Genomic DNA, 22,752 nt, shown 5'->3' on the forward strand with positions numbered 1-22,752 from the left:
CCCGATCGCTTGTTCGCGGGCTTATTTCCCTGTGTCGTCCTTGCCTGCATCCGGTATTTGATCACCTTCCGCCGGTTTGTCGGTGGTACCGTCTGTCTTCTGGTCTCCCGTGCCCTCGGCAGGCTTGTCCGCATTCTCGCTTTTCGGAAGATTCATGCTCTCAATCAGGTCGTTGAGCTCATTCTGCATAAAGTTGTCGATCTTGGCCGAAGCAAGCTCATTTCGAATGCCTTCCTTCTGATCGGCAGGCAGCTTGTCGTAAGACACTTCCTCGCGTTTCTCCACTTTCATGATATGGTAGCCGTAATCGGTTTCTACCGGATCGCTGATCTTGTTAAGCTCAAGCGTCAGTGCTTTTTCCTTGAATTGCGGTACCCAACTGCCTGCCGGTTTGTTCTCATACAGGCCTCCACTGTTCTTGGAGCCCGGATCCTCGGAGTATTCCTTCGCGACCGCAGCAAAATCCTCGCCTTTATTCAGCTTGGACTGTACTTCCTTGGCGATTTTGAGTGCCTCGCCTTCCGCTCTTTCCTTGCCTTCCGCATCCTTAAAACCAATCAGGACATGACGAACACTGATATTGGTGTAATCCTTCTTATTCGCCTCGAATTCCTTCTTGATATCCTCTTCAGTCACCTGATTCTTCTCATGTTCCATTACGGTCATGACGCGAAGCATATAATTTTTGAGGTCATCCTCCGTCAATTTCTGCGATTCAAGAGCAGCCTTAAACTGCTCCTCGCCCATCCCGCTCTTCTGCTGCTTTAACAAATCAGCCGCTTGCTTCTCGGCAGCTTCCTTCGCTTTATCATCAGCTTTGGCGTACAGGTATTCATAGGCTACCCCTTGTTTCGCCAAATACTCTTTAAATTCATCCATTTGTAAAAATTGGGCGTATTCCGGGGACATGAACTGAATCATGCGCTGTTCCAGGTCAAATTCCTTCTCGGTAATTTCTCCACCCTTATATTTGACGATAACTTTGCTATTATCATCTTCGGTTCCCTTAGTCTTGTCGTTTCCGCACGCAGCGATCATCGACATGGATAGAACAGCTGTGATGGATACAATAAACGTCTTCCATGCCTTGTTATTTCTTGACGGCATTTTGTAGTTCTCCCTTCAGGTTGAATGGCCCTTTTGCGGCCTCCAGGAATTGCTCCAGCAATTCTAACAGTTGTTGATCGGAAAGTCCCTTGCCTTTGATTCGAATGGCCATAGCCGGCCCTTGTTCAAATTGTACACGTCTTTCGAACTTATTTCCAATTTGCGCAAGTCCAGCTGTATCCACCGCCTTATCCTGCCCTTCATAAAACTGCAGCAGCACATCATCGCCGCGCTGGATAATGGAGTCGATCCCGTACGTACGACCATATACCTTCAAGCGGGAGACGGCAAGCAGGTTACTTACCGCAAGCGGCAGCTCGCCAAAGCGGTCAAGCAGCTCATCCTCAAGCTCAGCCGATTCGTCGATAGTCGAAACGACAGCCACCTTTTTATAAATTTCGATCTTCTGGATGCTGTCATAAATGTAATCAGACGGCAAGTAAGCGTCAATCCCCAGATCGATGGAGGTGTTCCAGTCCTTCGATGGCAATGGCGGCTCACCCAGCATGCTGACTTTGCGTTTCTGTATCTCCTCGGCCAGCATCTGTGAATACAGGTCGAACCCGACGGAAGCAATAAAGCCATGCTGCTCCGCTCCGAGCAAGTTGCCCGCTCCGCGAATCGACAGGTCTCGCATCGCAATCTTGAATCCGGAGCCCAGCTCCGTAAATTCTTTAATGGACTGCAGCCGCTTCTCGGCCACTTCCGTCAGCACCTTATCGCGCTGGTACGTGAAATAAGCATATGCGATCCGGTTGGAACGTCCGACGCGTCCGCGCAGCTGATACAGCTGGGAGAGACCCATTTTGTCCGCATCATGCACGATAAGCGTATTTACATTCGGAATATCCACACCCGTCTCAATAATGCTCGTGCTAACCAATACGTCATATTCGCCGTCCAGGAAGTCGAGAATGGTCTTCTCCAGTTCCGTTTCCGACATTTGACCGTGTCCAACACCCACTCGGGCCTCCGGTACCAGCATGGATATTTGGGCTGCCATCTCCTGAATGCCCTGAACCCGATTGTAGAGATAGTAAACTTGACCGCCCCGGGCCAGTTCTCGCTCGATCGCCTCCCGCACCAGGGTCTGGCTATGCTCTACGACATAGGTCTGCACTGGAAAGCGATTCTCCGGCGGTGTCTCGATCACGGACAAATCCCGAACGCCGAGCATCGACATGTGCAGCGTGCGCGGAATCGGCGTTGCCGTCAGCGTCAGCACGTCGACATTGGTCTTCAGCTTCTTCAACTTCTCCTTATGCGTAACGCCAAACCGCTGCTCCTCATCCACGATCAGCAATCCCAGATCTTTGAACACAATATCCTGCGACAGCAGTCGATGTGTTCCGATCAGAATATCGACAGAGCCCTGCTTTACTTTCTTGATCGTCTCATTCTGCTCCTTACGGCTCCGGAAACGGCTCAGCACCTGAATGTTGATCGGATAATTAGCAAAACGCTCCCGGAACGTCTCGTAATGCTGCTGGGCCAAAATCGTTGTCGGAACCAGCACCGCAACCTGCTTCCCTTCGATCGCTGCTTTAAAGGCAGCGCGAACCGCCACTTCCGTTTTCCCGTAACCGACATCACCGCACAGCAGCCGGTCCATCGGCCGGTTCTGCTCCATGTCTTTTTTGATTTCGGTAATGGCTCGAAGCTGATCGGGTGTTTCATCATATGGGAACATGTCCTCGAATTCCTGCTGCTCCGACGTATCTTTCTCAAACCCGTACCCCGGCGCAGACTGACGCTCGGCATACAGCTTGATCAGATCGTCGGCGATATCCTGAACGGAAGAACGGACCTTGTTCTTAACCCTCGTCCATTCATTTCCGCCCAGCTTGTAAACCTTCGGCTCCTTATCTTCGGAACCGACATATTTCTGGATGAGATCGATCTGCTCAATCGGTACGGACAGCTTATCGCCCCCGGCATACAAAATATGCATGTAGTCCTTATGGATTCCGTTGATTTCGAGCGTCCCGATCCCCATATATTTCCCGATACCGTGGTTTTGATGCACCACATAGTCGCCGACCTTGAGCTCTGTATAACTCTTGATGCGCTCGGCGTTGTCCATATTCTTCGTGGTTTTGCGTGTTTTGCGCTGCTTCGAGGAGAACATCTCGCTCTCTGTAATAATGGCAGCATGAACCGAAGGCATCTCGAAGCCATTCTGCAGATGCCCCTCGAACATAACCGGTTCTTCGATACCATAGTCCATCAGTACCCGCCGCATGCGATCCATCCGCTCTGCATCGCCTGCCAGCATCATGACCTGAACGCCCGACTTCTTCCAGCGCTCCATCTCTGCCTTGAGCACGTTCATCTGGCCGTGGAAGTCCTGCATGCCGCGCGTAATCACATTGACGATATTCTGCGGCTGCATTCTTGGCACCTGACGCAGGAAGATGGAGATCAACAGACTCTGATATGGATGCTGATAGATCAGTTCTTCCGTATCCAGCGACAACGGCAGATCCGGCAGCGATTTGCCATTCTGCATCAGATGCAAATTCCATTCCGCTTCATCCCGCTCCAGCTGCTTGGCTGTTTCCAGCAGACGTGCAGGCTCATCCATAATCAGAATCGTATCCTTCGGCATGTAATCATACAGATTGGTCTTCTCCGGATACAACAGGGAGATATATTTATAGATTTCAGGGAAATATATCCGCTCGCGCAGCATCTCAACTTCCCGGTGTATTTCATCCCGCAGACGGAGCTTGGCCTGACGATCACTCATCCGTTCTAGCTGGGTCTCCAACAGACGGACCACCGTATCTGCCGTACGGCTGAGCCGCTCCGAATCTGCGATAATTTCCTTGCATGGTGTAATGGTGACTTCCCGAACCTTGTCAATCGAGCGCTGATCCGCCGGATCGAAGGTACGAATGGAGTCGATATCCTCATCAAACAGTTCTACGCGGTACGCCATGGTCGTTGTCATCGGGTAAAAATCGATGATACCGCCGCGGACACTCATCTCGCCGCGGCTCTCAACGCGCTCCACCCGTTCATATCCCATCTCGATCATCTGGTTCAGGAAGGAATCCAGCACGAGTGTCCCGCCGTCATGGAGCACAATTCGGGCATCGGACATCACTTCGGGAGCGGGAAGCAGGCGACGCACGCCGGAAAATGGCGCAACGACAATACCCCGGAAGCCTCTTGCACAACGGACGAGTACATCAATCCGCTGCGCCAGAGTCTCGGGGCTTGAAACGGCCGACTCGGCCGCTACCAGTTCATTCGCCGGGTATAACAATACTTGATCCGCTGAGAGCGCTTCCTGTAAATCATCCGCAATTTTCTGAGCTGAAAACATATTATGAGTGACAACGAGCAGCGGGCGCTGCTGGTCCTGGTGCAATGCAGCCATTAAGATCTGCCTGGACGACCCGGAAAGACCGGAGATCAATTGCTCCCTCATGCCGGCATGGACGCCAGCCGTTATGGATTTGAAGTCCGAATCTTTCGAAAATACATCAATAAGTGCTTGTAACAAAAGGGGGCACCTCTCTTATGCAAAAGAAATGAATTTCCTAGACTCTATTTCTCATGGAATTTTAGACGATTGCCAAAAAATTATAACCGAAAAGAAGCCTTGAGCAAAACTGCCAAGGCTAGAGCAGCGGCAGAGCCTGCCGCTGTATGTCTTCTACCAAAAAACGTCGTGTACCCCATTATACTCTCATTGCAGGGGATTTGCCAAAAGGCTAAGTTCCGGATGGGCTTCAAGAGCTTCTCTGCAATGATCGCAGGTTACCCGGACCATCACTTCTCCGTCAAAATCATAGGCTATTATATCCTTGCGTTCCTCAGGGGTCAAGGAATCAAATCCAAGGCGGGCTTCGGATACGTGATTGGAATCGATGCGGCCCTGAAACGCCCGACAGTGTCTACAAACATAGGTTATCGCCATCATATGCCTCCTGAAGGTCGTATATACCTTCAGTATGCCCGGATTTCCCTCGTTTAAGACTTCGATCTTCCGGTTCTTATGCCTTTGGAATCATCTCTCGAATACTTCCATCCTATGATGATTTTCTAGGATTTGTTAAACTTCGCCATCGTCTGTTCAAAGGTATGATCCAGACTGAATTCCAGCGCGTCACAGGTCTCCTCCACCATGCTCTGCAGCTGTTCGCGTTCCTTCTTCGGAAAAGTGCCAAGCACATAATCCACAATGGCATAACCCGGCTCTGGCCTCGATATGCCCATACGGACGCGGTTGAAGCTCTGAGTCCCGGTATGCTGAATAATGGATTTAATGCCATTATGTCCTCCGGCACTGCCCTGATATCGCAGGCGGATCTTACCGACGACGGTATCCAAATCATCATAGACCACAATCATGTCCTCAAGACTCACTTTATAATAATCCATATAAGCACGTACGGCCTCGCCCGAAAGATTCATGAACGTCATCGGTTTGATCAGGACAGTTTTGGTGCCGCCAATCACTCCCTCGGCGATGACCGATTTGCATTTATTCTGATTGAACTTCATGCCGTGTCGCTCTGCCAGAGCATCCAGCGCCATGAACCCAACATTATGGCGTGTCTTCTCATAATTTGAACCGGGGTTGCCCAGTCCGACAATCCATTTCATCACAGGTTGATTCCTTTCACGATTTATACTTTCTTCTTTGCGCATTTCTGAGTACAATATGAACAAAACCTATCGGCGTTATGCCCTCATAAGAAGGTGAATCGGCATTGAAAGCTTTCGAACAGAAGTTAACGCACCACAGCCATTTTCAATACCATATGAAGCATGGCATCCCTGTTCAAGTCTATGAACTGGGTTGTCACATAGACGTGGGTCTGATCACTGCAGTCGACGCCTATTTTGTCGAGCTTGAGGGGACGCTGTACAACCGGAATACCTTCACTTTCATCTCCAGGCCCGGATATTGACACATGCCTGTGCCGCATTAACAGGCTGAAATTATGAAAACGTTTTCTTTCTGGCTCTTGGACCTGCTCTTGCCAAACCAAAGCAGCAAAGTCGCCATAGCCGACAAGGGTTACATCTCCTCATGAGGAGATGTAACCCTGCCTTTACACGGTTTATTATTCTATTTCAAACAATTTACTAATCGACAATTCCTCATGAACCCGGATGATGGCTTCACCCATTAACGGAGCAACCGACAACACTGTCAGCTTGCTGCTAGGGTTCGGATTGGTGATCGGAATGGTGTCTGTCACAACAACTTCCTTCAGCGGGGAGTTTTCCAGTCGCTCATGGGCAGGGCCCGAGAGAACCGGATGTGTACAGCATGCGTAGACTTCCTTAACGCCGCCTTCCATCAACGCATTGGCACCCAGCACAATCGTACCGGCGGTATCGATAATGTCATCGATCAGAATGGCGGTCTTGCCTTCGATATTCCCGATAATGTTCATGACTTCACTGACATTCGGCTCCGGGCGGCGTTTATCAATAATCGCCAGCGGCGCATTCAGGAAATCAGCAAGCTTTCTCGCGCGAACCACACCGCCGTGATCCGGAGATACAACGACTGGGTTCTCGATCTGCTTTGAACGGAAATATTGGGCAAGAATCGGCACGCCGAGCAGATGATCCACCGGAATATCGAAAAATCCCTGAATCTGCATCGCATGCAGGTCCATCGTAATGACGCGATGAGCTCCTGCTTTTTCGATCAGGTTCGCAACCAGCTTAGCGGTGATCGGATCCCGCGAACGCGCTTTGCGGTCTTGACGAGCATATCCGTAATACGGAATAACCACGTTGATGCTCTTCGCAGATGCCCGCTTGAGCGCATCCACCATAACCAGCAGTTCCATCAGGTTATCATTCACCGGCAAACAAGTGGACTGCACAATATAAACATGGCAGCCCCGCACGCTCTCGGAGAGCTTTACTTGAATCTCGCCGTCGCTAAAGCTGGTTGTATGCGATTCCCCCATCGGAATGCCGATATAATCGGCAATTTGATGGGCAAGTTTAGGATTGGAATTACACGTGAATATTTTTAATTTAGAATCAAGATAAGTCATAGAATAAAAACCCTCCGTGCTGGTTCGTTGAATTAGGTATCCGATCACCGCTTCATATCTTGGTTAAAGGAAGCAGGGATAATTACGAATTCTTGTTCTTCTTGGCGATGGCGCGTGCCCGGATCTTCTCTGCATACCCTGGCTTGTTCTCCTGACGCTGTCTGGCGATGGCCAAATCATTGTCCGAAACGGAATGCGTAATGGTAGAGCCTGCAACAATGAATGCGCCCTTGCCCACCTTCACCGGTGCAATCAAATTCACATTACTGCCGATAAATGCATCATCTTCAATTTCGGTAATGGACTTATTATAACCATCATAGTTGACTGTAATCGCACCACAGCCGATATTAACGTTTTTGCCGACTTTGGCATCACCAACATAACTGAGATGGGATACTTTAGAGCCGTTATCAATCGTGGCGTTCTTCACTTCGACGAAGTCGCCCACCTTTACATCATCCCCCAGCTTGGCGCCTGGACGAAGATAAGCAAACGGTCCTACCGAGGTCCGAGAGCCGACTTCAGCGCTGCTGAGCACCGAATGTTTGACGCTGGCACCATCCGCGATAACGGAGTCCTCGATATCGGTATCCGGTCCGATCACGCAATCTTCACCGATCACCGTGTTCCCTTTCAGGACGGTACCGGGATAGAGCACCGTATCTGAACCAATCTTAACATCGGCTCCGATATAGGTTGAAGCCGGGTCAATGATCGTAACACCGTTCAACATGTGCGTGCGGTTGATACGCTCTCTCATGAAGCCTTCGGCTTCGGACAGCGCCAGGCGGTCGTTGACGCCAATCGATTCCGCGTAATCATCCGTCTGATAAGCAAGCACGGTCTCGCCGGCTTGTTTCAGAATACCGATGCAATCGGTCAGGTAATATTCCTGCTGCGCATTCTGGTTGGTTACATTGTCCAGTGCAGCGAATAGCTTTTTATTGTCAAAACAATAGGTACCGGTATTAATTTCAGTGACTGCGTCCTCTTCCGGACTGCAATCTTTCTGCTCAACAATCCGAAGTGCGCTGCCATCCTCGCCTCGAATGACCCGGCCGTAGCCTTTCGGGTTATCCATATGCGCGGTAAGCACCGTAGCGGCAGCATTGTTGCTTTCATGAAGCTTCAAAAGATTTTCCAGTGTCTCGGACGTCACCAGCGGAGTATCCCCGCAAATGACAATCGTGGATCCTTCTTCGCCGCCAAGTAATTCCTTGGCTTGCTTCACAGCGTGACCCGTTCCGAGCTGCTGCTCCTGCAGTACATACTCGGCTGCGTCTTGCAGATAGGTGCGAACCGCTTCCGCGCCGTGGCCTACGACCACAACACTCCGTTCACAGTTTACCTGCTGTACGGTTTGTAATACATGTCCGACCATCGGCTTGCCACAAACAGGATGCAGCACTTTATATAGTTTGGATTTCATACGTTTGCCCTGCCCAGCGGCGAGCACAATAGCAAATCTTTTCAAGGGCCATGCCTCCTCCTCTTGAACTCACTACTGAATATATATCATTCTACAAAAAAAGAAAAGAGAGCCACAGGTATGGCTCTCTTTTCCTTGAACCCCAATTGTAAATCTTAAGCGCCTTCTTCAATCACTTCTTCTTCAGTAGCCGCTCGCTCATACTCGGCCAATACAGCCGATTGAATTTTCTCGCGAGTACCGGAAGAAATGGGATGGGCAATGTCGCGGAATTCTCCATCAGGAGTGCGTTTGCTCGGCATTGCAACAAACATTCCATTGTTTCCGTCGATGACGCGAATGTCGTGAACGACAAATTCATTATCGATGGTAATGGATGCGATTGCCTTCATTCTCCCCTCAGAGTTAACACGGCGGAGTCTGACATCCGTAATTTGCATATGTGTTCACCACCTTTTTCCATCAGAGACTTGGTGTATAATTCCACACAGCAAACCAGAAATCCTTCTTTTTTCTAATACAAAATGTCCTAAAAACAGGAATTTTTTTTAGAATGTGATATTTTCGACAGACTTCGGGCTAATTCGAATGAAAACGCTATTATATCGACAAATATCGCGACTCTATTATTCGAAATAATTACCAGGGTTGACGGTAATTCTCTTCGTTTTGGAGTCCACATCGCTTAAGATGGCCAGTGAAATATAGTCCTCCAGAAGTCTTTCCTCGGTTTCCACCGCTCCCGACTCCACCAGCACACCGACACCTGCGACTTCGGCATTAAATTCACCCAGCAGATCGACCATTCCTTGAATGGTACCACCTGCCTTCATGAAATCATCCACAATCAGCACGCGGGAGCGCTCCTTGAGCGCCCGGCGGGATAATGACATGGTATGGATGCTCTTGTGTGAGCCCGATACATAATTGATGCTTACGGCCGATCCTTCCGTCACTTGATGGTCCCGGCGAACTAGTACGACCGGCAGGTTCAATTGCGCCGCTGTCGCATAGGCCAGCGGAATTCCTTTGGTTTCCACGGTCATGACCACATCGATATCCCGGTCAGAGAATGCCGTGGCAATGATCTTGCCCGCCTCGTTCATCAGCGAAGGTTGTCCGAGCAGATCAGACATATACAAATAACCGCCCGGCAGAATCCGATCCGATTGCTGAAGCTGCTGGCACAGCTCCTCCGCAAACCGCAAGGCATGATCTTTGCGCAGCTTCGGAATGTATCTGACTCCTCCCGCTGCGCCGGCCAGCGTCTGAAGCTCTCCGAGTCCCTCGCTCTCGAACACGTCCTTAATGATCGCCAAATCCTCACTGATGGATGACTTGGCTGCTCCATATCGCTCGGCGAACGTTGTCAGCGGAATCAGCTTATGCGGTTTAGATAGTAAATATTGGGTCATATCGACCAATCGTTCGCTTCGTTTTAATTTTTTCACCTAGGGTTCCTCGCTAAATCCGAATATTATATGTTAAATATAACACCTTTGTACGTATTTATACAACTTTGTTTGAAATTCGACCCCGAATTGTCAAACATAACCGTTTCTAAGTCAGCAGGCGAACGGCATATACTTCCTTGCAGAATCCCCGCAGGCCGTTATAAATCCGGGCTACTTTGGATTCCTTGAAGACCAGACCGAAGACGGTAGGGCCGCTTCCGGACATGAGCGCACCGTCAGCTCCCAATTTCAGCATTCCTTCCTTCAGCTGCTGAACTTCCGGGTGCATCTTCAAGGTAACCTCCTCCAGCACGTTACCCAGCGATTGGCACATCTGCTGGAAGCTTCCTTGCGTGAGCGCCTCTACCATGCGCTCTGCCGATGGATGGCGCTGAATTTGCTCGCTTCGCAAACGGCCGTACACTTCCGCCGTCGACACATTGATCGGCGGCTTCGCCACGATCACCCAGCACTGCGGCGGGTTCGGGATCGGCGTGAGTATCTCGCCGCGCCCCGTAGCCAGTGCGGTGCCGCCCGTTACGCAGAACGGCACATCCGAGCCAAGCTCTGCGCCGAGTGCGAGCAGCTCCTGCTGGGGAATGCCCAGTCCCCAGAGGCGGTTCAAGCCTCGCAGTGTTGCCGCTGCATCACTGCTGCCTCCTGCGAGTCCCGCGGCAACGGGGATTTTTTTGTCCAGGTGAATATGCACACCCTTTTTCACGTCGTAGCGCTCTTTGATTAGTCTTGCTGCCTGAAAGGCCAAATTCTTCTCATCCAGCGGTATGTACCCTGCCTGTGAGGTGATGATGATGGTGTCCCGCTTCTGTTCGGACATTTCGAGCCGATCGGCGAGGTCGATCATCGTCATGACCATCTCTACCTCATGGAAGCCGTCAGGACGTTTATGAAGTACATCCAGCATCAAATTGATTTTGGCCGGTGCTTTTTCGTATATTTTCAAGAACGTTCACCTATCCTTAGCTTTTCCCATATGCTTGAACTTAACATATTCGAGGAAAAACATCTAATGCCTCTATATTAACAAACTCAGGCTTTGAAGTCATGGGACCGTTTGATGGGGGTAAACAAACAGGGGCTTCCACTTAACCGGAAGCCCCTGCCGCGTTATGGTCTTTCTGTTACAGATCGGATTTGCGGGCTGCCCGCTCGGCGAGCTCAATCGCCCGTTTTACCATGTTGCCGGCATCCTTGGCCTTAATGCCTCCCCAGCCTTCTTTTTCCACGGTATCGTAGAATCCCAATTCCTTAGCCAATTCGGTCTTCAATTGATCGGACATGATGCTTCGTCTTCTCCTGCTCATCAATCCCGCCTCCTTGGAAAATGTATTGAGTATGGCATGAACAGCATCCGGCGCGATGCAGTGGCTTTTTATGAACCCTGCAAGCTTAACCTCCGCATATGGAACGGATGAAGAAGCCTTCGCGCAGCATTAGTATGTGTTCAACCCCCTCTTGTCATTCCCCCCGGATCGATGGCAACAAAAAACAGCCTCCCTGTAAGTGGAGACTGCTCTCTCATGACATATCGTTATGACTTGATATAGGTGATTCGCATCTCGTTGTCATCACCGGTTACCATGATTTCCACGGTTTCGGTCAGAATATCGGCATAACTGTAGGACACACGTTTAAAAGTTTGCTGGTCTTGATCCAGCTTCACAATGAAAACAGAAGGGTACGTTTCTTCCAAAACACCAGTACGCTCGACGGTCTTCCGACGGCCACCGTTAGCCCGAAGCGTAATTTTTTGCCCTAAATGGGCATCGAGACTGCGTTTGATTTCCAACAGCGCGTTTTTAGCCATTGTCGACGACCACCTCTTTCCTTGTCCATTATACAAAAGATTCAGTCATTTGTCAATTCAAAAACATTAATTATATCAGCATCAAAAATATATTGTCAACGTATTTTTTTTGACCCTGTATTTCTCGTGTGCATTTGCTTTAATATGCGCTAAATTGACAAGCTTTATGTATTTTTTTTGACAACTTTCTTAAAGAATTGAAACAAAAAATAAAAAACCCCAGCTTGTGGGGTTCTTCTCGGGTCTTTCTCCAATGGCCGATACGCCACCTTCAGAACACAGTACGGACTTAACTAACCGAAGGCGTAACCTTCAACGTGGACAAATCCTGAAGCTTGGGCAGACCGATCCTGTAGCTGCCTCTCGTCTCGATTCCGCCCACGCCCTGGCTGCCGCTGATCGTATGATGAACGACATCATGGATGTTCACGGTATCCCTGACCGACGTATAGGCTGCCTTGGCGGCGACGTAGACGGGATCCAGCGCATGGATGAGGATTCGCCCTGGTGAGCTGGCAAAATTGGCTCCAGCCTGCAACAGCGCTTCAAAATGCGATTGGCACGCCCCGGCTACAATGACCAGGGAATCCAGATTGCGCTCATATTGACGCGCTACCTGAATGGCCGTAACGAAGTTGTGTGAATTCTTATAGCTGTCCAGGCTATATAAATCGTATGGCTGTCGTCTCTTCAAAACTCCATCATGACCTGTAATTACAACGATATCAGGTCTTACCCGCGGAAGAAGACGATATAATGAATCGGCCATCCCCGACTCATTGATATAATGGCCTTCCGCTGGGACCCGAAGCTGATTGTACAAGGTCAAACTCTTTTTCAGGTATTGGGGATCTCCATCCAAATGCAGCACCTTGCCCGGCACGTCAAAATATCCTTTATCCGCAAGCTGTCCGCCTTCAATATTGCGCAGGCTGGCCAGTTGACGCTCGCCCTGCTCCTGTCTGTGCTTCTGCAGGCGGTCCAGCGACTCATTGGCTTTGATCTGTGCCTGCTTTGTTCGTTCGCTTAAGGTGGGATGCGGGACCGTGACCAGATCATCAACGGGAGCATCGGCCAGTAACCGGAATTCCGTCCCTTTGATGACAATATTATTATTTTGCCGCATGCCTTCTACCCGGAACGTTACATCGCCGCCGTAGGATTTACGAACGACCAAGTCTCCCAAGTTCATCACAACATCACCCCTACCCTATGGTATGGGCCACTGTGACTATTGGTTCTTACGAAAGATCAATTTATCGCGTTGAGACCTTCACGGGTCTTATGGGCTCTCTAATGGCTGTATTAACGTATATCCGCATTGTACAATATGTTGCTAAGCCGGGCATACTCTTCAATACTCAGGGTCTCACCGCGCCGTGAGGGCTCGATGCCCGCTTCCTGGAGCAATTGCTCCAGCCGTTCACGGCCTTCTCCCGGAAAAAACCGGCTCTTCAGATTGTTGGCAATCGTCTTCCTCCGCTGTGCGAAAGAAGCCTGGACCACCTCGAAGAAGAACCCTTCGTCTTCTACGCTGACAGGAGGCTGTTCCCGGACCGCCAGGCGGATAACCGCGGAAGCGACATTCGGCTGCGGGATAAACACCGTATGCGGCACAATACAGACCAGCTTAGGTTCACTGTAATATTGAACGGCAATACTAAGGCTGCCGTAATCCTTGCTTCCCGGTGCCGCTGCCATCCGCTCTGCCACTTCTTTCTGAATCATCACCACGATATTCTCCAGCGGCAGCTTTTCCTCCAGCAGCTTCATGAGAATCGGCGTCGTTACATAATACGGCAGATTGGCAACCACACTTACCTTCGATACGTCAGCAAAATCCTGACGGAACAGCCCATGAAGATCGACCTTCAGTACATCCCCATGATGCACCTTCACATTCTCATAGGGCTCCAGGACCTCCCTCAGGATGGGAATCAGGCGCTGATCAATTTCGACCGCGGTGACGGTTCCTGCCGTCTGTGCCAGCTTCTCGGTTAATGCACCGATACCAGGGCCGATCTCCAGCGCTCCCTTATCTTCATCCAGTCCTGCAGCTTCCACAATTTTATACAGAATATTCTGATCAATGAGAAAGTTTTGACCCAGACTCTTCTTGAAGGAGAATCCATGCCGTGAGATGATCTCCTTCGTCCGTCTTGGTGTTGATATATCCTCGATCCGATTCATTGGCTTACGCCCCCTTCTTCCAGTTGTGCAAGTGCGGCCAGAAATTCTTCACGCGATATTTGAAACATGGCCAATCGTTTATGGAATTGCTTGCTGTTGCAATATCCGATCCCCAGCAGATTCCCCATCGCCATACGTCTTGCCGCCGCCTCCGGGTGAGCTGATAATCCAGCCTCCAGCATGTCCTCCAAGCTGATCAGGCTCTCTCTACCCTCAAAGGAGGTATGAACCCGCTCGAGCGCACGCCGAATCGCCTCTGGCGAAGCATTCTCCACGCCGATATCCCCTTTGCGGGTAGCATCTGCTTCCGGAATAAAGGCATGCTTGCAGCCAGGCACCCCCTGATCCACGATTTTGCGGATCCGCTCCCCTGCATGGTCAGGATCTGTCAATATAATAACGCCTCTGCGCTCCTGGGCAAGCGCTATGCGTTTCAGGATTTGCTTGTTGATCGCTGAACCGCCCGTTTCGATCGTATCGGCGTCTACGGCCCGTTTAATGGCAACGGTATCGTCTCTGCCTTCCACAACAATCACTTCTTTAATCATGCGTTCGTTCTCTTCCTTCCCAAGCAAAGCAGGCCTGTACAACTTTAAGGTTCAACCAACTTAGCCTTAAATACTCCGTTCTTAACAAAACAAAAGAAGAGGAAATATTCCCTCTTCTTGATCATCATATATTATAAGCTAAATAGTATAGCATTAGAATGGCAATGTAAATTGGAATTCATGCGTCTAGTTCAATTCAGGCTTAACCGGACCGATCACGTAAACGGTGCGGCCGCTCTTCCGGCCGAAATTCATGGCCGATTTCAACGAATCGTAATAAACATCGATTTTGTTGCCTTTAATGGCACCGCCCGTATCTTCAGCACGACGGAAGCCAATGCCTTCGATATAGACCCACCATCCGATTGGGATGATGTTAGGGTCAACGGCGATGGTGCGCCCTTCTGTAACGCGTGTGCCGGATGCAGTGCGCGTACCGATTCCTTGCTGCTCGGCGGAATACGCCGTCATCGACACGTTGTTCAATACCTTCTTGTATTTAAAATCAACGCCTGCGCGGGAGACTACATTGTTCTCCACAGCCTTGGCGGTCGTTACTTTTTTCGTGCCCGACAATTTAGCCGGTGTTGCTTTTACATCGGTGGCTGCCGCCTGAACGATAACAGGCTTCTCCACTTTTTTCGTGCCTACGGCAATGATTTTATCCTTCGTTTTGCGCTCAATCTCTTGGGAGACCTTCGTCTTGGAAACCAGCTTGCCATTGTGGTAGACCTTCTCGTAATGGTTCACCATGAGGCCAGGCTCGCCCCGCTGAATGACGCGGTTATCGCCCTTTTCAAGCGATGGGTCGGCTGTCTTGATCACGCGGAATTCGCGGTCTTCCGTCTCCTTGACTTTTTGTTTCGTGACGCGAACGACATGGATATTCATATTGCTGGTCAGCTTCGTGTCTTGCGACGGTTGTACTATATCCTCACCCTGGATCGTAACGCCAGCCTCTTTGAGTACATGATCAACCGTATCCTGGGATGTAAATATGGTTTTGGTTGTGCTGCCTACCGTAACTTTGACTGGAATTGCCCGTTCAATGATAATTCGGTCTCCGTCCTGGATCGCGCCGTTCAGAGGCATCGAGATCTGATCCTGGGGACTCAACGTGATCGCTTGCTCATCCAGCAATTCCTGCAGCAACGATCCACGTGTTTCCACCGTAGTGACCCGGCCGTCGACGACAAGCTGAACCTCCTTGCCTGCCTGATCATGTACAACCAACGATATGAGAAGTGATACCGTAACGGCACCCATGGCGCCGAGCAACATCAGTTGACGCAAATTGTCATGCTTCCATCTCAATGCGTAAGACATGCTGGATGATTGTGATTCATGGGTTTCTTCAGGTTGAAAAATGCCCACTATTCCATCCTCCTTCATAGTCCCGCCGTCTAGGTAAACGCATGAATGCATTTGACGTGACTATAGCAATTTTTCTCACAGGGCATCCTGCTATCTATCTACACCCTGCGTCAATTCCCGTCTTCCGTCCATCTGCCATCACCTCCTGTTTACCAAGAGTATGATGATCCCTTCTCCATTATTCAAAAATAAAAGAAAGCCATTGAAAGAGTACTAGAGGCTCTAACGTGGCTTCCTGATGAATGAAATCATGGAAATGGTATGCACGAGATTTCCCCTCTTATTTCGCTTACGGAGTTAGCTGTCGGGTTCGGACGTGAGAGAGACGCCCTATATCCGGATGCCCGCTCATGGCGAGATCCTTCAAATTCACCCCAAAGACCCGAAAAAGAAATCAAATACAGCTTCGTGCATTCAGACCAGTATGCACGGCAGTATCGGTTCCCCCGTTCTCCAGAATTTCGGAGATTAAGCGAGACGGTTCATGAAATATTCGGCTGCGATCTGCACATCACAGCTTCTTATCACTGAAAAGATGATATCCTGTTTACATGCAGGTTGTAAAGCAACATTCAACCACATTTTCTCATGTAAAAGGTTAAAATATTGTAATATCAACGCCTTTTCTGATTAAAAAACTTTAATTAATCGTGATTGCTCTCTTTTTCATCGCTTTTGCTCTCGTTTTCGTTAAATACCAAATCGTTCCAGCGCATTTTTGGTGGTAATTTGGGCCAATTCCTCATAGGACAACCCTCGAATTTCGGCTGCCGCCTCCGCCACCAATTTTACATATGCGGTCTCATTTCGTTTTCCGCGGAAGGGATGGGGTGTCAGGTAAGGCGCGTCCGTTTCGATCAATAATCGATCAAGCGGAACCTTTGCCAAAACCTCTTTGGGCTGCTTCGCATTCTTGAACGTAATCGGCCCGCCAAATGAGATATGGAATCCCATATCCAAGCACATTTTGGCCGTTTCCCAGCTTCCGGAGAAGGAATGCATGACACCGCCGACTTCGGAGGCTTTTTCCTCCCGCAAAATGTTAACGATATCTTCATGCGCATCCCGATTATGAATGACAATGGGCATGTTCAACTCCCGGGCAAGTCCGATCTGACGTCGAAGCACACGGTGCTGGACTTCTTTCGGGGATGTATCCCAATAATAATCCAAACCGATCTCGCCGATTGCCACCACTTTCTCATGACTGCATAAAGCAGCGATCCAATCGAGATCCTGATCCTCCATGGTAATCGCATCTACAGGATGCCAGCCCACCGCCGCGTAAATAAAATCATAAGTCTCTGCCAGCTTCATCGTGGTCGGGATCGTCTCCCGGTTAAATCCGATATTGATCATCCGCGTGACGCCGGCTTCAAGCGCTCGCTGGATAGCCGCTTCCCGGTCTTCGTCGAATTGGGGAGCGTCCATATGAGTGTGCGTGTCGAACAGCATAATATTCACACTCTCCTTCCTGTCGTTTCTGTGTCGTATATCTTCCATTAGTTGGGTAAATTACAAATGCACCAAGCGTTGTTTATTCCCACTAGGTTAATGTTGTTGTTTGAAAACACCGGCTATCTTCTCCGGCATTTGAGCCAGCAGCGGACCCACCTTCTCCTCCGGATAATAAAGATGGTACCGTCCTTTATGAATGCCGCTGATCGAGCGTACAATATCGGATACCTCCGAGATTTCCTTTAGCTCATCATGCCGATCCAGAAGCAGAATCTGTTTTTCGTTAAGCGGCATATCGGAATGAACTTTATCATAAGGAAGATCGGTTGGAAAATCAATCTCCAGGTCATATTCCGGATGTAATCCCACGGTATGGAACGCTTGGCGTATCCCGTCGATGGTTTCCAGATCGATATTGTCGATTTCTACATATTTGTAGAGCTTTCGGTGCATGAAACGGCCGCATAATTCGCTAAGAAGCTTGTCTTCTTCCTCCGTCCATTGCAGAAAGGAGGTTTGAATCAGGGCTTCATCAAGACGCAGGTATTGATTCACGTCAATATGGCCTGCAAACAACGCAGGAAGCGGCTCTACCATGAACCGGAAAGCATACCCGCTGTCATGCAGTTCCTTTGCCCGGCGAAAGATTTGGCGCAGGATGATCTCGGAGCTTCGCGTGACGGGATGAAAATATACCTGCCAGTACATCTGATACCGTGACATCAGGTAATCCTCCACGGCGTGCATGCCTGATTCCTTTACAACAACCCGATCCCGGTATGGCCGCAGCATCCGCAAGATCCGGTCAATATCAATCGTTCCATAATTAACCCCCGTATAATACGCATCCCTTAGCAAATAATCCATCCGGTCTGCGTCCAGCGGACTAGTGACCAGGTTTATCACGATCGGTTTATCGTAGGTTTTGTTAATAACCGAAGCCACTTTCTCGGGGAAATCCGCTCCGAGCTCCCGCAGTACCTGATTGACGCAAGTATCCCCAAGCAGAATTCGGCATGTCCAATCCTCGTGATTCATATGAAAAGCTTCTTCTATAGAATGGGAAAAAGGTCCATGCCCCACATCATGCAGCAGGGCCGCGCAGAGCGCAACCTGCCTTTCCTCGACTGGCCAATCGGAGTATCCCCTTCGTTCAAATTGAGAGATGATTCTTCTCGTAATTTCATAGACTCCCAGTGAATGGGAGAATCGGCTGTGTTCAGCCCCGTGAAAGGTCAGAAATGAGGTCCCAAGCTGCCTCACCCGGCGGAGCCGCTGGAATTCCGGGGTATCAATTAATCGCCATATGATATCGTCTTGCACATGAATATAATTGTGGACGGGATCCTTAAACACTTTTTCTTCCGAAATTGGTGAATGCATTCCATCTCAACTCCTTATCGTTTCGATTTGGGTATTAACCGATAAACACTTCTTTTGACATCTAATGTCGAACCATGTCGAATAAGGTAAATTTACGCTTTCCAAATCGACAAATCGAAAATCGCAGCAAAAATTGGTTCGATTATGGTAATTACGTTGCTATACAAGGGTTCTGTTCACTATACTTTCGTAAATAGGTTCCGATTTTTCAAAAATATAGGTTGACTGTTTTGGGAATCGTTGGTACTATAAATAACATAAAAACTAGAACTATGTCGAATTATGACTTTTTTAAATTATGGCGAGAGGGGCATTTATAAGTTATGATGAAATCAACAGGAATTGTAAGGAAAGTCGATGAGCTTGGACGGGTCGTCATTCCGATCGAGTTACGCCGTACGCTCGGAATTGGTGAGAAAGATGCATTGGAGATTTATGTAGACGGCGAACGCATCATGCTTAAGAAATATGAGCCTGCCTGCATCTTCTGTGGTAACGCTGAGAATGTCACTTACTTCAAAGGTAAAATTGTTTGCCATGAATGTATCTCGGAAATCCCTACACCTGTGACAAATTAAGATTTTTAGTATATAATAGCATTATTACATTTTGTTAATTCTAACCTTTTTCATATCTCCTTGGTGCCTTCCTCGGCTATGAACCCGGCCGCAGGAGGGTCTTTTTTTTTGAGATTAAAGAATGTATAAGTTTACAGCGAAGCGTAAGCAATTCTTTAATCGCATTTATATGTTTTGGGGTCCCCGCAAAGTAATTGGAATACGCATCGAGGCATAGGCTCCACTTTGTGGGGCTATTTTGTTATCCCCCTGCGCCAAGTTATTTTATTACGACTCCGTCAGGAGCGCGTTATATATATCCCGCTTCGATACACCGCGATCACCCGCGGTTTTTTTCATGGCATCCTTGCGGCTTAGTCCTTCCCGCTCATAATGTTCCACATGCTCCTCCAGCGAAAGCTCCTGCCACCAGGCATTTTTCTCTCTGAGCTCCTCTTCTGCACTGCCGGCTTCAACCACCAAACAATATTCTCCCAATGGCGGATGCTCCGTGAGCCAGTCCAGACATTCGGAGATGCTTCCACGCAAGAATTCCTCATAGCGCTTGGTCAGTTCACGAGCCAAGGTCACCTTCCGATTTCCCAGTACCTCCTGAAGGATCTCCAGGGTCTTTTTCACGCGATGCGGAGATTCATAAAATAATAACGTTCCCTGCGCCGATTGCAATGCTTGCAGCTGCTGGACGATATCTTTACGCTCCCGCGGCAAAAAGCCGATAAACGTAAACCGTTCGGTCGGCAAACCCGACACGATTAAGGCGGAAAGGGCGGCATTGGCCCCCGGGATCGGAATAACCGAAATTCCTGCTTCAATCGCAAGTGAAACCAGATCACTGCCAGGGTCCGAAATCGCCGGCAGACCGGCGTCGCTGACGAGTGCCACATTTTTTCCTTCTATTATATAACGTATGATTTCGGGTCCGCTGGCCGCCTTATTATGCTCGTGATAACTAAACAGCGGTTTAGCCGGAATTTCGAAATGGGTCAGCAGCTTTCGTGACTGCCGTGTATCCTCTGCCGCGATAATATCGCATTCCTGTAGGATGCGCACGGCGCGATAGGTCATATCCTCCAAATTACCGATCGGCGTTGCCACCAAATACAGGGAACCCGGGCTTCCCTCTCCCTGATCGGCATAACTTTGCTGCACAAGAGTTCTCATTCTTTCGTCTCATCCTTATGTGTTCCGTAGTAAATTTCCATAAAATCCAGTCCGTAGTTTCCTTGCTCATCATACACGATTAGCGGGGGCTTCAGCCGAACCTCAGGCTTCCCGTCCCGAATCCCCTCAATAAGCACCATGTTCGCTTCCATATTCACGCGCGGATGGACAAATCGGATGACTTTGGGCTCAATCCGATATTTGCTCATCAGGCTGATGATCTCCGCCAACCGCAGAGGCTTGTGGACCATGCTCATCTTCCCGCCTTGGCGAAGCAGTCTTGCACAGGATTCAATCACTTCCTCAAGCGTACAGTGAATTTCATGCCTGGCAATCGCCTGGTGCTCATTCAGCTTCAAATCGCTGCCATTCATCGGCATATAAGGCGGGTTGACCGTAATCAGGTCGTACGCTCCATAACCTTTTTCCTTGTACAGTTCCCGCAGATCGCCCTCATGGATCGTGATCTGATCCTGGAGATCATTCATCTCGACGCTCCGCCTGGCCATGTCCGCAAGTCTGGGCTGAATCTCAATCCCCTCGATCGGCGCGCCTGTACGAGTCGACAGCAGGATCGGAACAACCCCGTTCCCCGTGCACATATCCAGAATCCGCCCCCTGCGCGGAATGCTGGCAAACCTGGCAAGCAGGACGGCGTCCATGGAAAAGCTGAATACCTCCTCACTCTGGATGATGCCAAGCTCATGGGTAAGCAGATCATCAATCCGCTCGGATGGTTGCAATAACACTTCTTTCAAATTCATAGTTTCAACCCTTTATCTCCATAATTCCAAACACGCGCTTTTGGTGTATCGGCTCTCTACATAGTACCCGATAAAATGAATACACAAAAGGCTGCTCTTCACATTGCATGACAAGCAGCCGTATGGTATTTTTCAATCGCGATCCTTACAGTATAACCTTTCCATTCTAGAAAAAAACCGTAGGCAGTTTCTCCTACGGCTTCTTATTTATTCAAAAATGACAAGCAGAACAGGCAATCCCCTTCCGTCCGCAGATGTCCATAATAGACATTGCAGATGTGGAAGCCTTCATGATACAGCCGAGCCAGGTTGTCATACCCCTCGCCGACCACATCTTCATGTTCCTCATCCTTCACATGAGGCTGAGGTTGTAAAGCCACTGGGTTTTCCAATTCTGCCGGATTGACTTCCCGCTTTAAAATTTTCCGGAGCTGTTCATTTTCAAGACTGAGGCGATGGTTCTCTTCCAGCAGTTCCTTGATGACCAGCTTAAGTCCACCCAGTTCACTGTGTATATGTCCCATCTGTGTTTCCAACTCTTGAATGAGCACAAAAATGTTTTTCTTCTCCAAGTCTACACCCCGAAAATAAACATTCTATTGGACTATTTGATGACAACGTCATCCATTGGAAGTTCTTTCACCTTTCCAATTTCAAACAGCTGAACATGAACCGTCCGCTTATCCGCATTCAGTCCGACTACTTTGCCTTCTCCAAGCGAAGTGACGACCATTTTCCCAGCGGATGGAAGCTCTTCTTTCACGCTTTCATAATTATCATGCTCAAACTTCAGGCAGCACATCAATCTTCCGCATAGCCCGGAAATTTTGGTCGGATTGAGCGATAGGCTTTGATCCTTTGCCATCTTGATCGATACCGGCTCAAAATCACCAAGCCATGAGGAACAGCACAGTACGCGTCCGCAAGGTCCAAGACCGCCGAGCATTTTCGCTTCATCGCGAACTCCAATCTGGCGAAGTTCGATTCTTGTACGAAATATACTGGCCAGATCCTTGACCAGCTCACGGAAATCCACACGGCCTTCCGCCGTGAAGTAGAAAATGATTTTGTTGCGGTCAAAGGTAAATTCCACATCAACCAGCTTCATTTTCAGTTCGTGATCCCGAATTTTATTTAAACAGGTGGTGAATGCATCCTTTGCCGCTTGTTTATTCTCTTCAACCACACGGGCATCAGAATCACCAGCGATCCGAATGACCTTCTTAAGCGGAAGGACAACGTCTGATTCACCGACCTCCTTCTTTCCTATCACAACTTGACCATACTCAATGCCTCTCGCGGTTTCCACAATGACGGATTGTTCCTTCTCCACGGGCAGGTCGAGCGGATCAAAGTAATATATTTTGCCCGCTTTCTTAAAGCGGACACCTACTACACTGTACAAAAATAAACCCCCTTGTGCCTGTACATAATGGCCATTCT

General features: G+C 49.2%; 23 protein-coding genes and 1 riboswitch. Of the genes, 2 read left to right on the top strand and 21 right to left on the bottom strand.

The window, feature by feature from the left end:
* Window positions 1-21: 21 nt before the first annotated feature.
* From PLA01S_RS29855 to pth, 4 genes are all read right to left on the bottom strand, one after another.
* Window positions 22-1,107, bottom strand: a complete 1,086-nt coding sequence (locus PLA01S_RS29855; protein ID WP_127595920.1) for a peptidylprolyl isomerase — start codon at window positions 1,105-1,107, stop codon at window positions 22-24.
* Entirely contained in the window at window positions 1,091-4,618 is a 3,528-nt protein-coding gene (gene mfd / locus PLA01S_RS29860) for a transcription-repair coupling factor (RefSeq protein ID WP_127595922.1), read from the bottom strand. Before mfd ends, PLA01S_RS29855 begins: the two co-directional genes overlap by 17 nt.
* A gap of 186 nt (window positions 4,619-4,804) precedes the next feature.
* Window positions 4,805-5,035, bottom strand: coding sequence for an anti-sigma-F factor Fin family protein (locus PLA01S_RS29865; RefSeq protein WP_100541649.1), 231 nt, complete (start codon window positions 5,033-5,035; stop codon window positions 4,805-4,807).
* Window positions 5,036-5,160: 125 nt separating this feature from the next.
* Window positions 5,161-5,724 (bottom strand): aminoacyl-tRNA hydrolase, encoded by a 564-nt coding sequence (gene pth / locus PLA01S_RS29870; protein ID WP_100541650.1) that lies wholly within the window; start codon window positions 5,722-5,724, stop codon window positions 5,161-5,163.
* A 107-nt stretch (window positions 5,725-5,831) separates the two neighbouring features.
* Between pth and PLA01S_RS29875 the strand changes: the two genes are divergently transcribed.
* Window positions 5,832-6,032: a hypothetical protein gene (locus tag PLA01S_RS29875; RefSeq protein ID WP_071221084.1), complete on the top strand. Its 201-nt coding sequence runs from the start codon at window positions 5,832-5,834 to the stop codon at window positions 6,030-6,032.
* 156 nt (window positions 6,033-6,188) lie between these two features.
* On the opposite strand, the gene PLA01S_RS29880 is transcribed toward PLA01S_RS29875, so the two are convergent.
* From PLA01S_RS29880 to PLA01S_RS29940, 13 genes are all read right to left on the bottom strand, one after another.
* Entirely contained in the window at window positions 6,189-7,142 is a 954-nt protein-coding gene (locus PLA01S_RS29880; protein WP_006207421.1) for a ribose-phosphate diphosphokinase, read from the bottom strand.
* Window positions 7,143-7,224: 82 nt separating this feature from the next.
* A complete protein-coding gene (glmU, locus tag PLA01S_RS29885) occupies window positions 7,225-8,619 on the bottom strand; it encodes a bifunctional UDP-N-acetylglucosamine diphosphorylase/glucosamine-1-phosphate N-acetyltransferase GlmU (RefSeq protein WP_127595924.1) in 1,395 nt (464 codons plus the stop codon).
* Between the two features lie 110 nt (window positions 8,620-8,729).
* Window positions 8,730-9,014: a septation regulator SpoVG gene (gene spoVG / locus PLA01S_RS29890; protein ID WP_006207419.1), complete on the bottom strand. Its 285-nt coding sequence runs from the start codon at window positions 9,012-9,014 to the stop codon at window positions 8,730-8,732.
* A gap of 186 nt (window positions 9,015-9,200) precedes the next feature.
* The gene (gene purR, locus PLA01S_RS29895) at window positions 9,201-10,025 is read right to left on the bottom strand and encodes a pur operon repressor (RefSeq protein WP_127595927.1); all 825 of its coding nucleotides are present in this window, start codon (window positions 10,023-10,025) and stop codon (window positions 9,201-9,203) included.
* A gap of 109 nt (window positions 10,026-10,134) precedes the next feature.
* The gene (gene ispE / locus PLA01S_RS29900) at window positions 10,135-10,989 is read right to left on the bottom strand and encodes a 4-(cytidine 5'-diphospho)-2-C-methyl-D-erythritol kinase (protein WP_127595930.1); all 855 of its coding nucleotides are present in this window, start codon (window positions 10,987-10,989) and stop codon (window positions 10,135-10,137) included.
* A 178-nt stretch (window positions 10,990-11,167) separates the two neighbouring features.
* Window positions 11,168-11,350: a small, acid-soluble spore protein, alpha/beta type gene (locus PLA01S_RS29905; protein ID WP_009591920.1), complete on the bottom strand. Its 183-nt coding sequence runs from the start codon at window positions 11,348-11,350 to the stop codon at window positions 11,168-11,170.
* 227 nt (window positions 11,351-11,577) lie between these two features.
* On the bottom strand, window positions 11,578-11,853 hold the full coding sequence (gene veg / locus PLA01S_RS29910; protein ID WP_006207415.1) for a biofilm formation stimulator Veg: 276 nt from the start codon (window positions 11,851-11,853) through the stop codon (window positions 11,578-11,580).
* A gap of 289 nt (window positions 11,854-12,142) precedes the next feature.
* Window positions 12,143-13,045 carry a sporulation peptidase YabG gene (gene yabG, locus PLA01S_RS29915; protein WP_127595933.1) on the bottom strand — a complete coding sequence of 301 codons (903 nt, stop codon included), beginning with the start codon at window positions 13,043-13,045 and terminating at the stop codon, window positions 12,143-12,145.
* Between the two features lie 113 nt (window positions 13,046-13,158).
* Complete coding sequence (gene rsmA, locus PLA01S_RS29920; protein WP_127595936.1) at window positions 13,159-14,043, bottom strand: 16S rRNA (adenine(1518)-N(6)/adenine(1519)-N(6))-dimethyltransferase RsmA; 885 nt, start codon at window positions 14,041-14,043, stop codon at window positions 13,159-13,161.
* Window positions 14,040-14,591 (bottom strand): ribonuclease M5, encoded by a 552-nt coding sequence (gene rnmV, locus PLA01S_RS29925; protein WP_127595939.1) that lies wholly within the window; start codon window positions 14,589-14,591, stop codon window positions 14,040-14,042. Before rnmV ends, rsmA begins: the two co-directional genes overlap by 4 nt.
* 186 nt (window positions 14,592-14,777) lie before the next feature.
* Window positions 14,778-15,965 (bottom strand): resuscitation-promoting factor, encoded by a 1,188-nt coding sequence (locus tag PLA01S_RS29930; protein WP_127595942.1) that lies wholly within the window; start codon window positions 15,963-15,965, stop codon window positions 14,778-14,780.
* Between the two features lie 270 nt (window positions 15,966-16,235).
* A riboswitch (cyclic di-AMP (ydaO/yuaA leader) is annotated at window positions 16,236-16,450 on the bottom strand.
* Window positions 16,451-16,655: 205 nt separating this feature from the next.
* The gene (locus PLA01S_RS29935; protein WP_174819277.1) at window positions 16,656-17,423 is read right to left on the bottom strand and encodes a TatD family hydrolase; all 768 of its coding nucleotides are present in this window, start codon (window positions 17,421-17,423) and stop codon (window positions 16,656-16,658) included.
* A 93-nt stretch (window positions 17,424-17,516) separates the two neighbouring features.
* On the bottom strand, window positions 17,517-18,806 hold the full coding sequence (locus tag PLA01S_RS29940; RefSeq protein ID WP_127595945.1) for an HD domain-containing protein: 1,290 nt from the start codon (window positions 18,804-18,806) through the stop codon (window positions 17,517-17,519).
* A 323-nt stretch (window positions 18,807-19,129) separates the two neighbouring features.
* On the opposite strand from PLA01S_RS29940, the gene PLA01S_RS29945 reads away from it, so the two are divergent.
* The gene (locus PLA01S_RS29945; RefSeq protein ID WP_006207408.1) at window positions 19,130-19,384 is read left to right on the top strand and encodes an AbrB/MazE/SpoVT family DNA-binding domain-containing protein; all 255 of its coding nucleotides are present in this window, start codon (window positions 19,130-19,132) and stop codon (window positions 19,382-19,384) included.
* 267 nt (window positions 19,385-19,651) lie between these two features.
* Here PLA01S_RS29945 and rsmI read toward each other — a convergent pair whose 3' ends face one another.
* The 4 genes from rsmI to PLA01S_RS29965 form a co-directional block, all read right to left on the bottom strand.
* Complete coding sequence (gene rsmI / locus PLA01S_RS29950; RefSeq protein ID WP_127595948.1) at window positions 19,652-20,545, bottom strand: 16S rRNA (cytidine(1402)-2'-O)-methyltransferase; 894 nt, start codon at window positions 20,543-20,545, stop codon at window positions 19,652-19,654.
* On the bottom strand, window positions 20,542-21,309 hold the full coding sequence (locus tag PLA01S_RS29955) for a tRNA1(Val) (adenine(37)-N6)-methyltransferase (RefSeq protein ID WP_127595951.1): 768 nt from the start codon (window positions 21,307-21,309) through the stop codon (window positions 20,542-20,544). The genes rsmI and PLA01S_RS29955 overlap by 4 nt, the downstream gene beginning before the upstream one ends.
* A 203-nt stretch (window positions 21,310-21,512) precedes the next feature.
* Window positions 21,513-21,881: a DNA replication initiation control protein YabA gene (gene yabA / locus PLA01S_RS29960; protein ID WP_009591928.1), complete on the bottom strand. Its 369-nt coding sequence runs from the start codon at window positions 21,879-21,881 to the stop codon at window positions 21,513-21,515.
* Window positions 21,882-21,913: 32 nt separating this feature from the next.
* Window positions 21,914-22,714, bottom strand: coding sequence for a PSP1 domain-containing protein (locus PLA01S_RS29965; RefSeq protein ID WP_071221096.1), 801 nt, complete (start codon window positions 22,712-22,714; stop codon window positions 21,914-21,916).
* Window positions 22,715-22,752 lie beyond the last annotated feature (38 nt).

This window comes from Paenibacillus lautus NBRC 15380 (assembly GCF_004000945.1).
GTDB classification, from domain to species: domain Bacteria; phylum Bacillota; class Bacilli; order Paenibacillales; family Paenibacillaceae; genus Paenibacillus_AQ; species Paenibacillus_AQ lautus.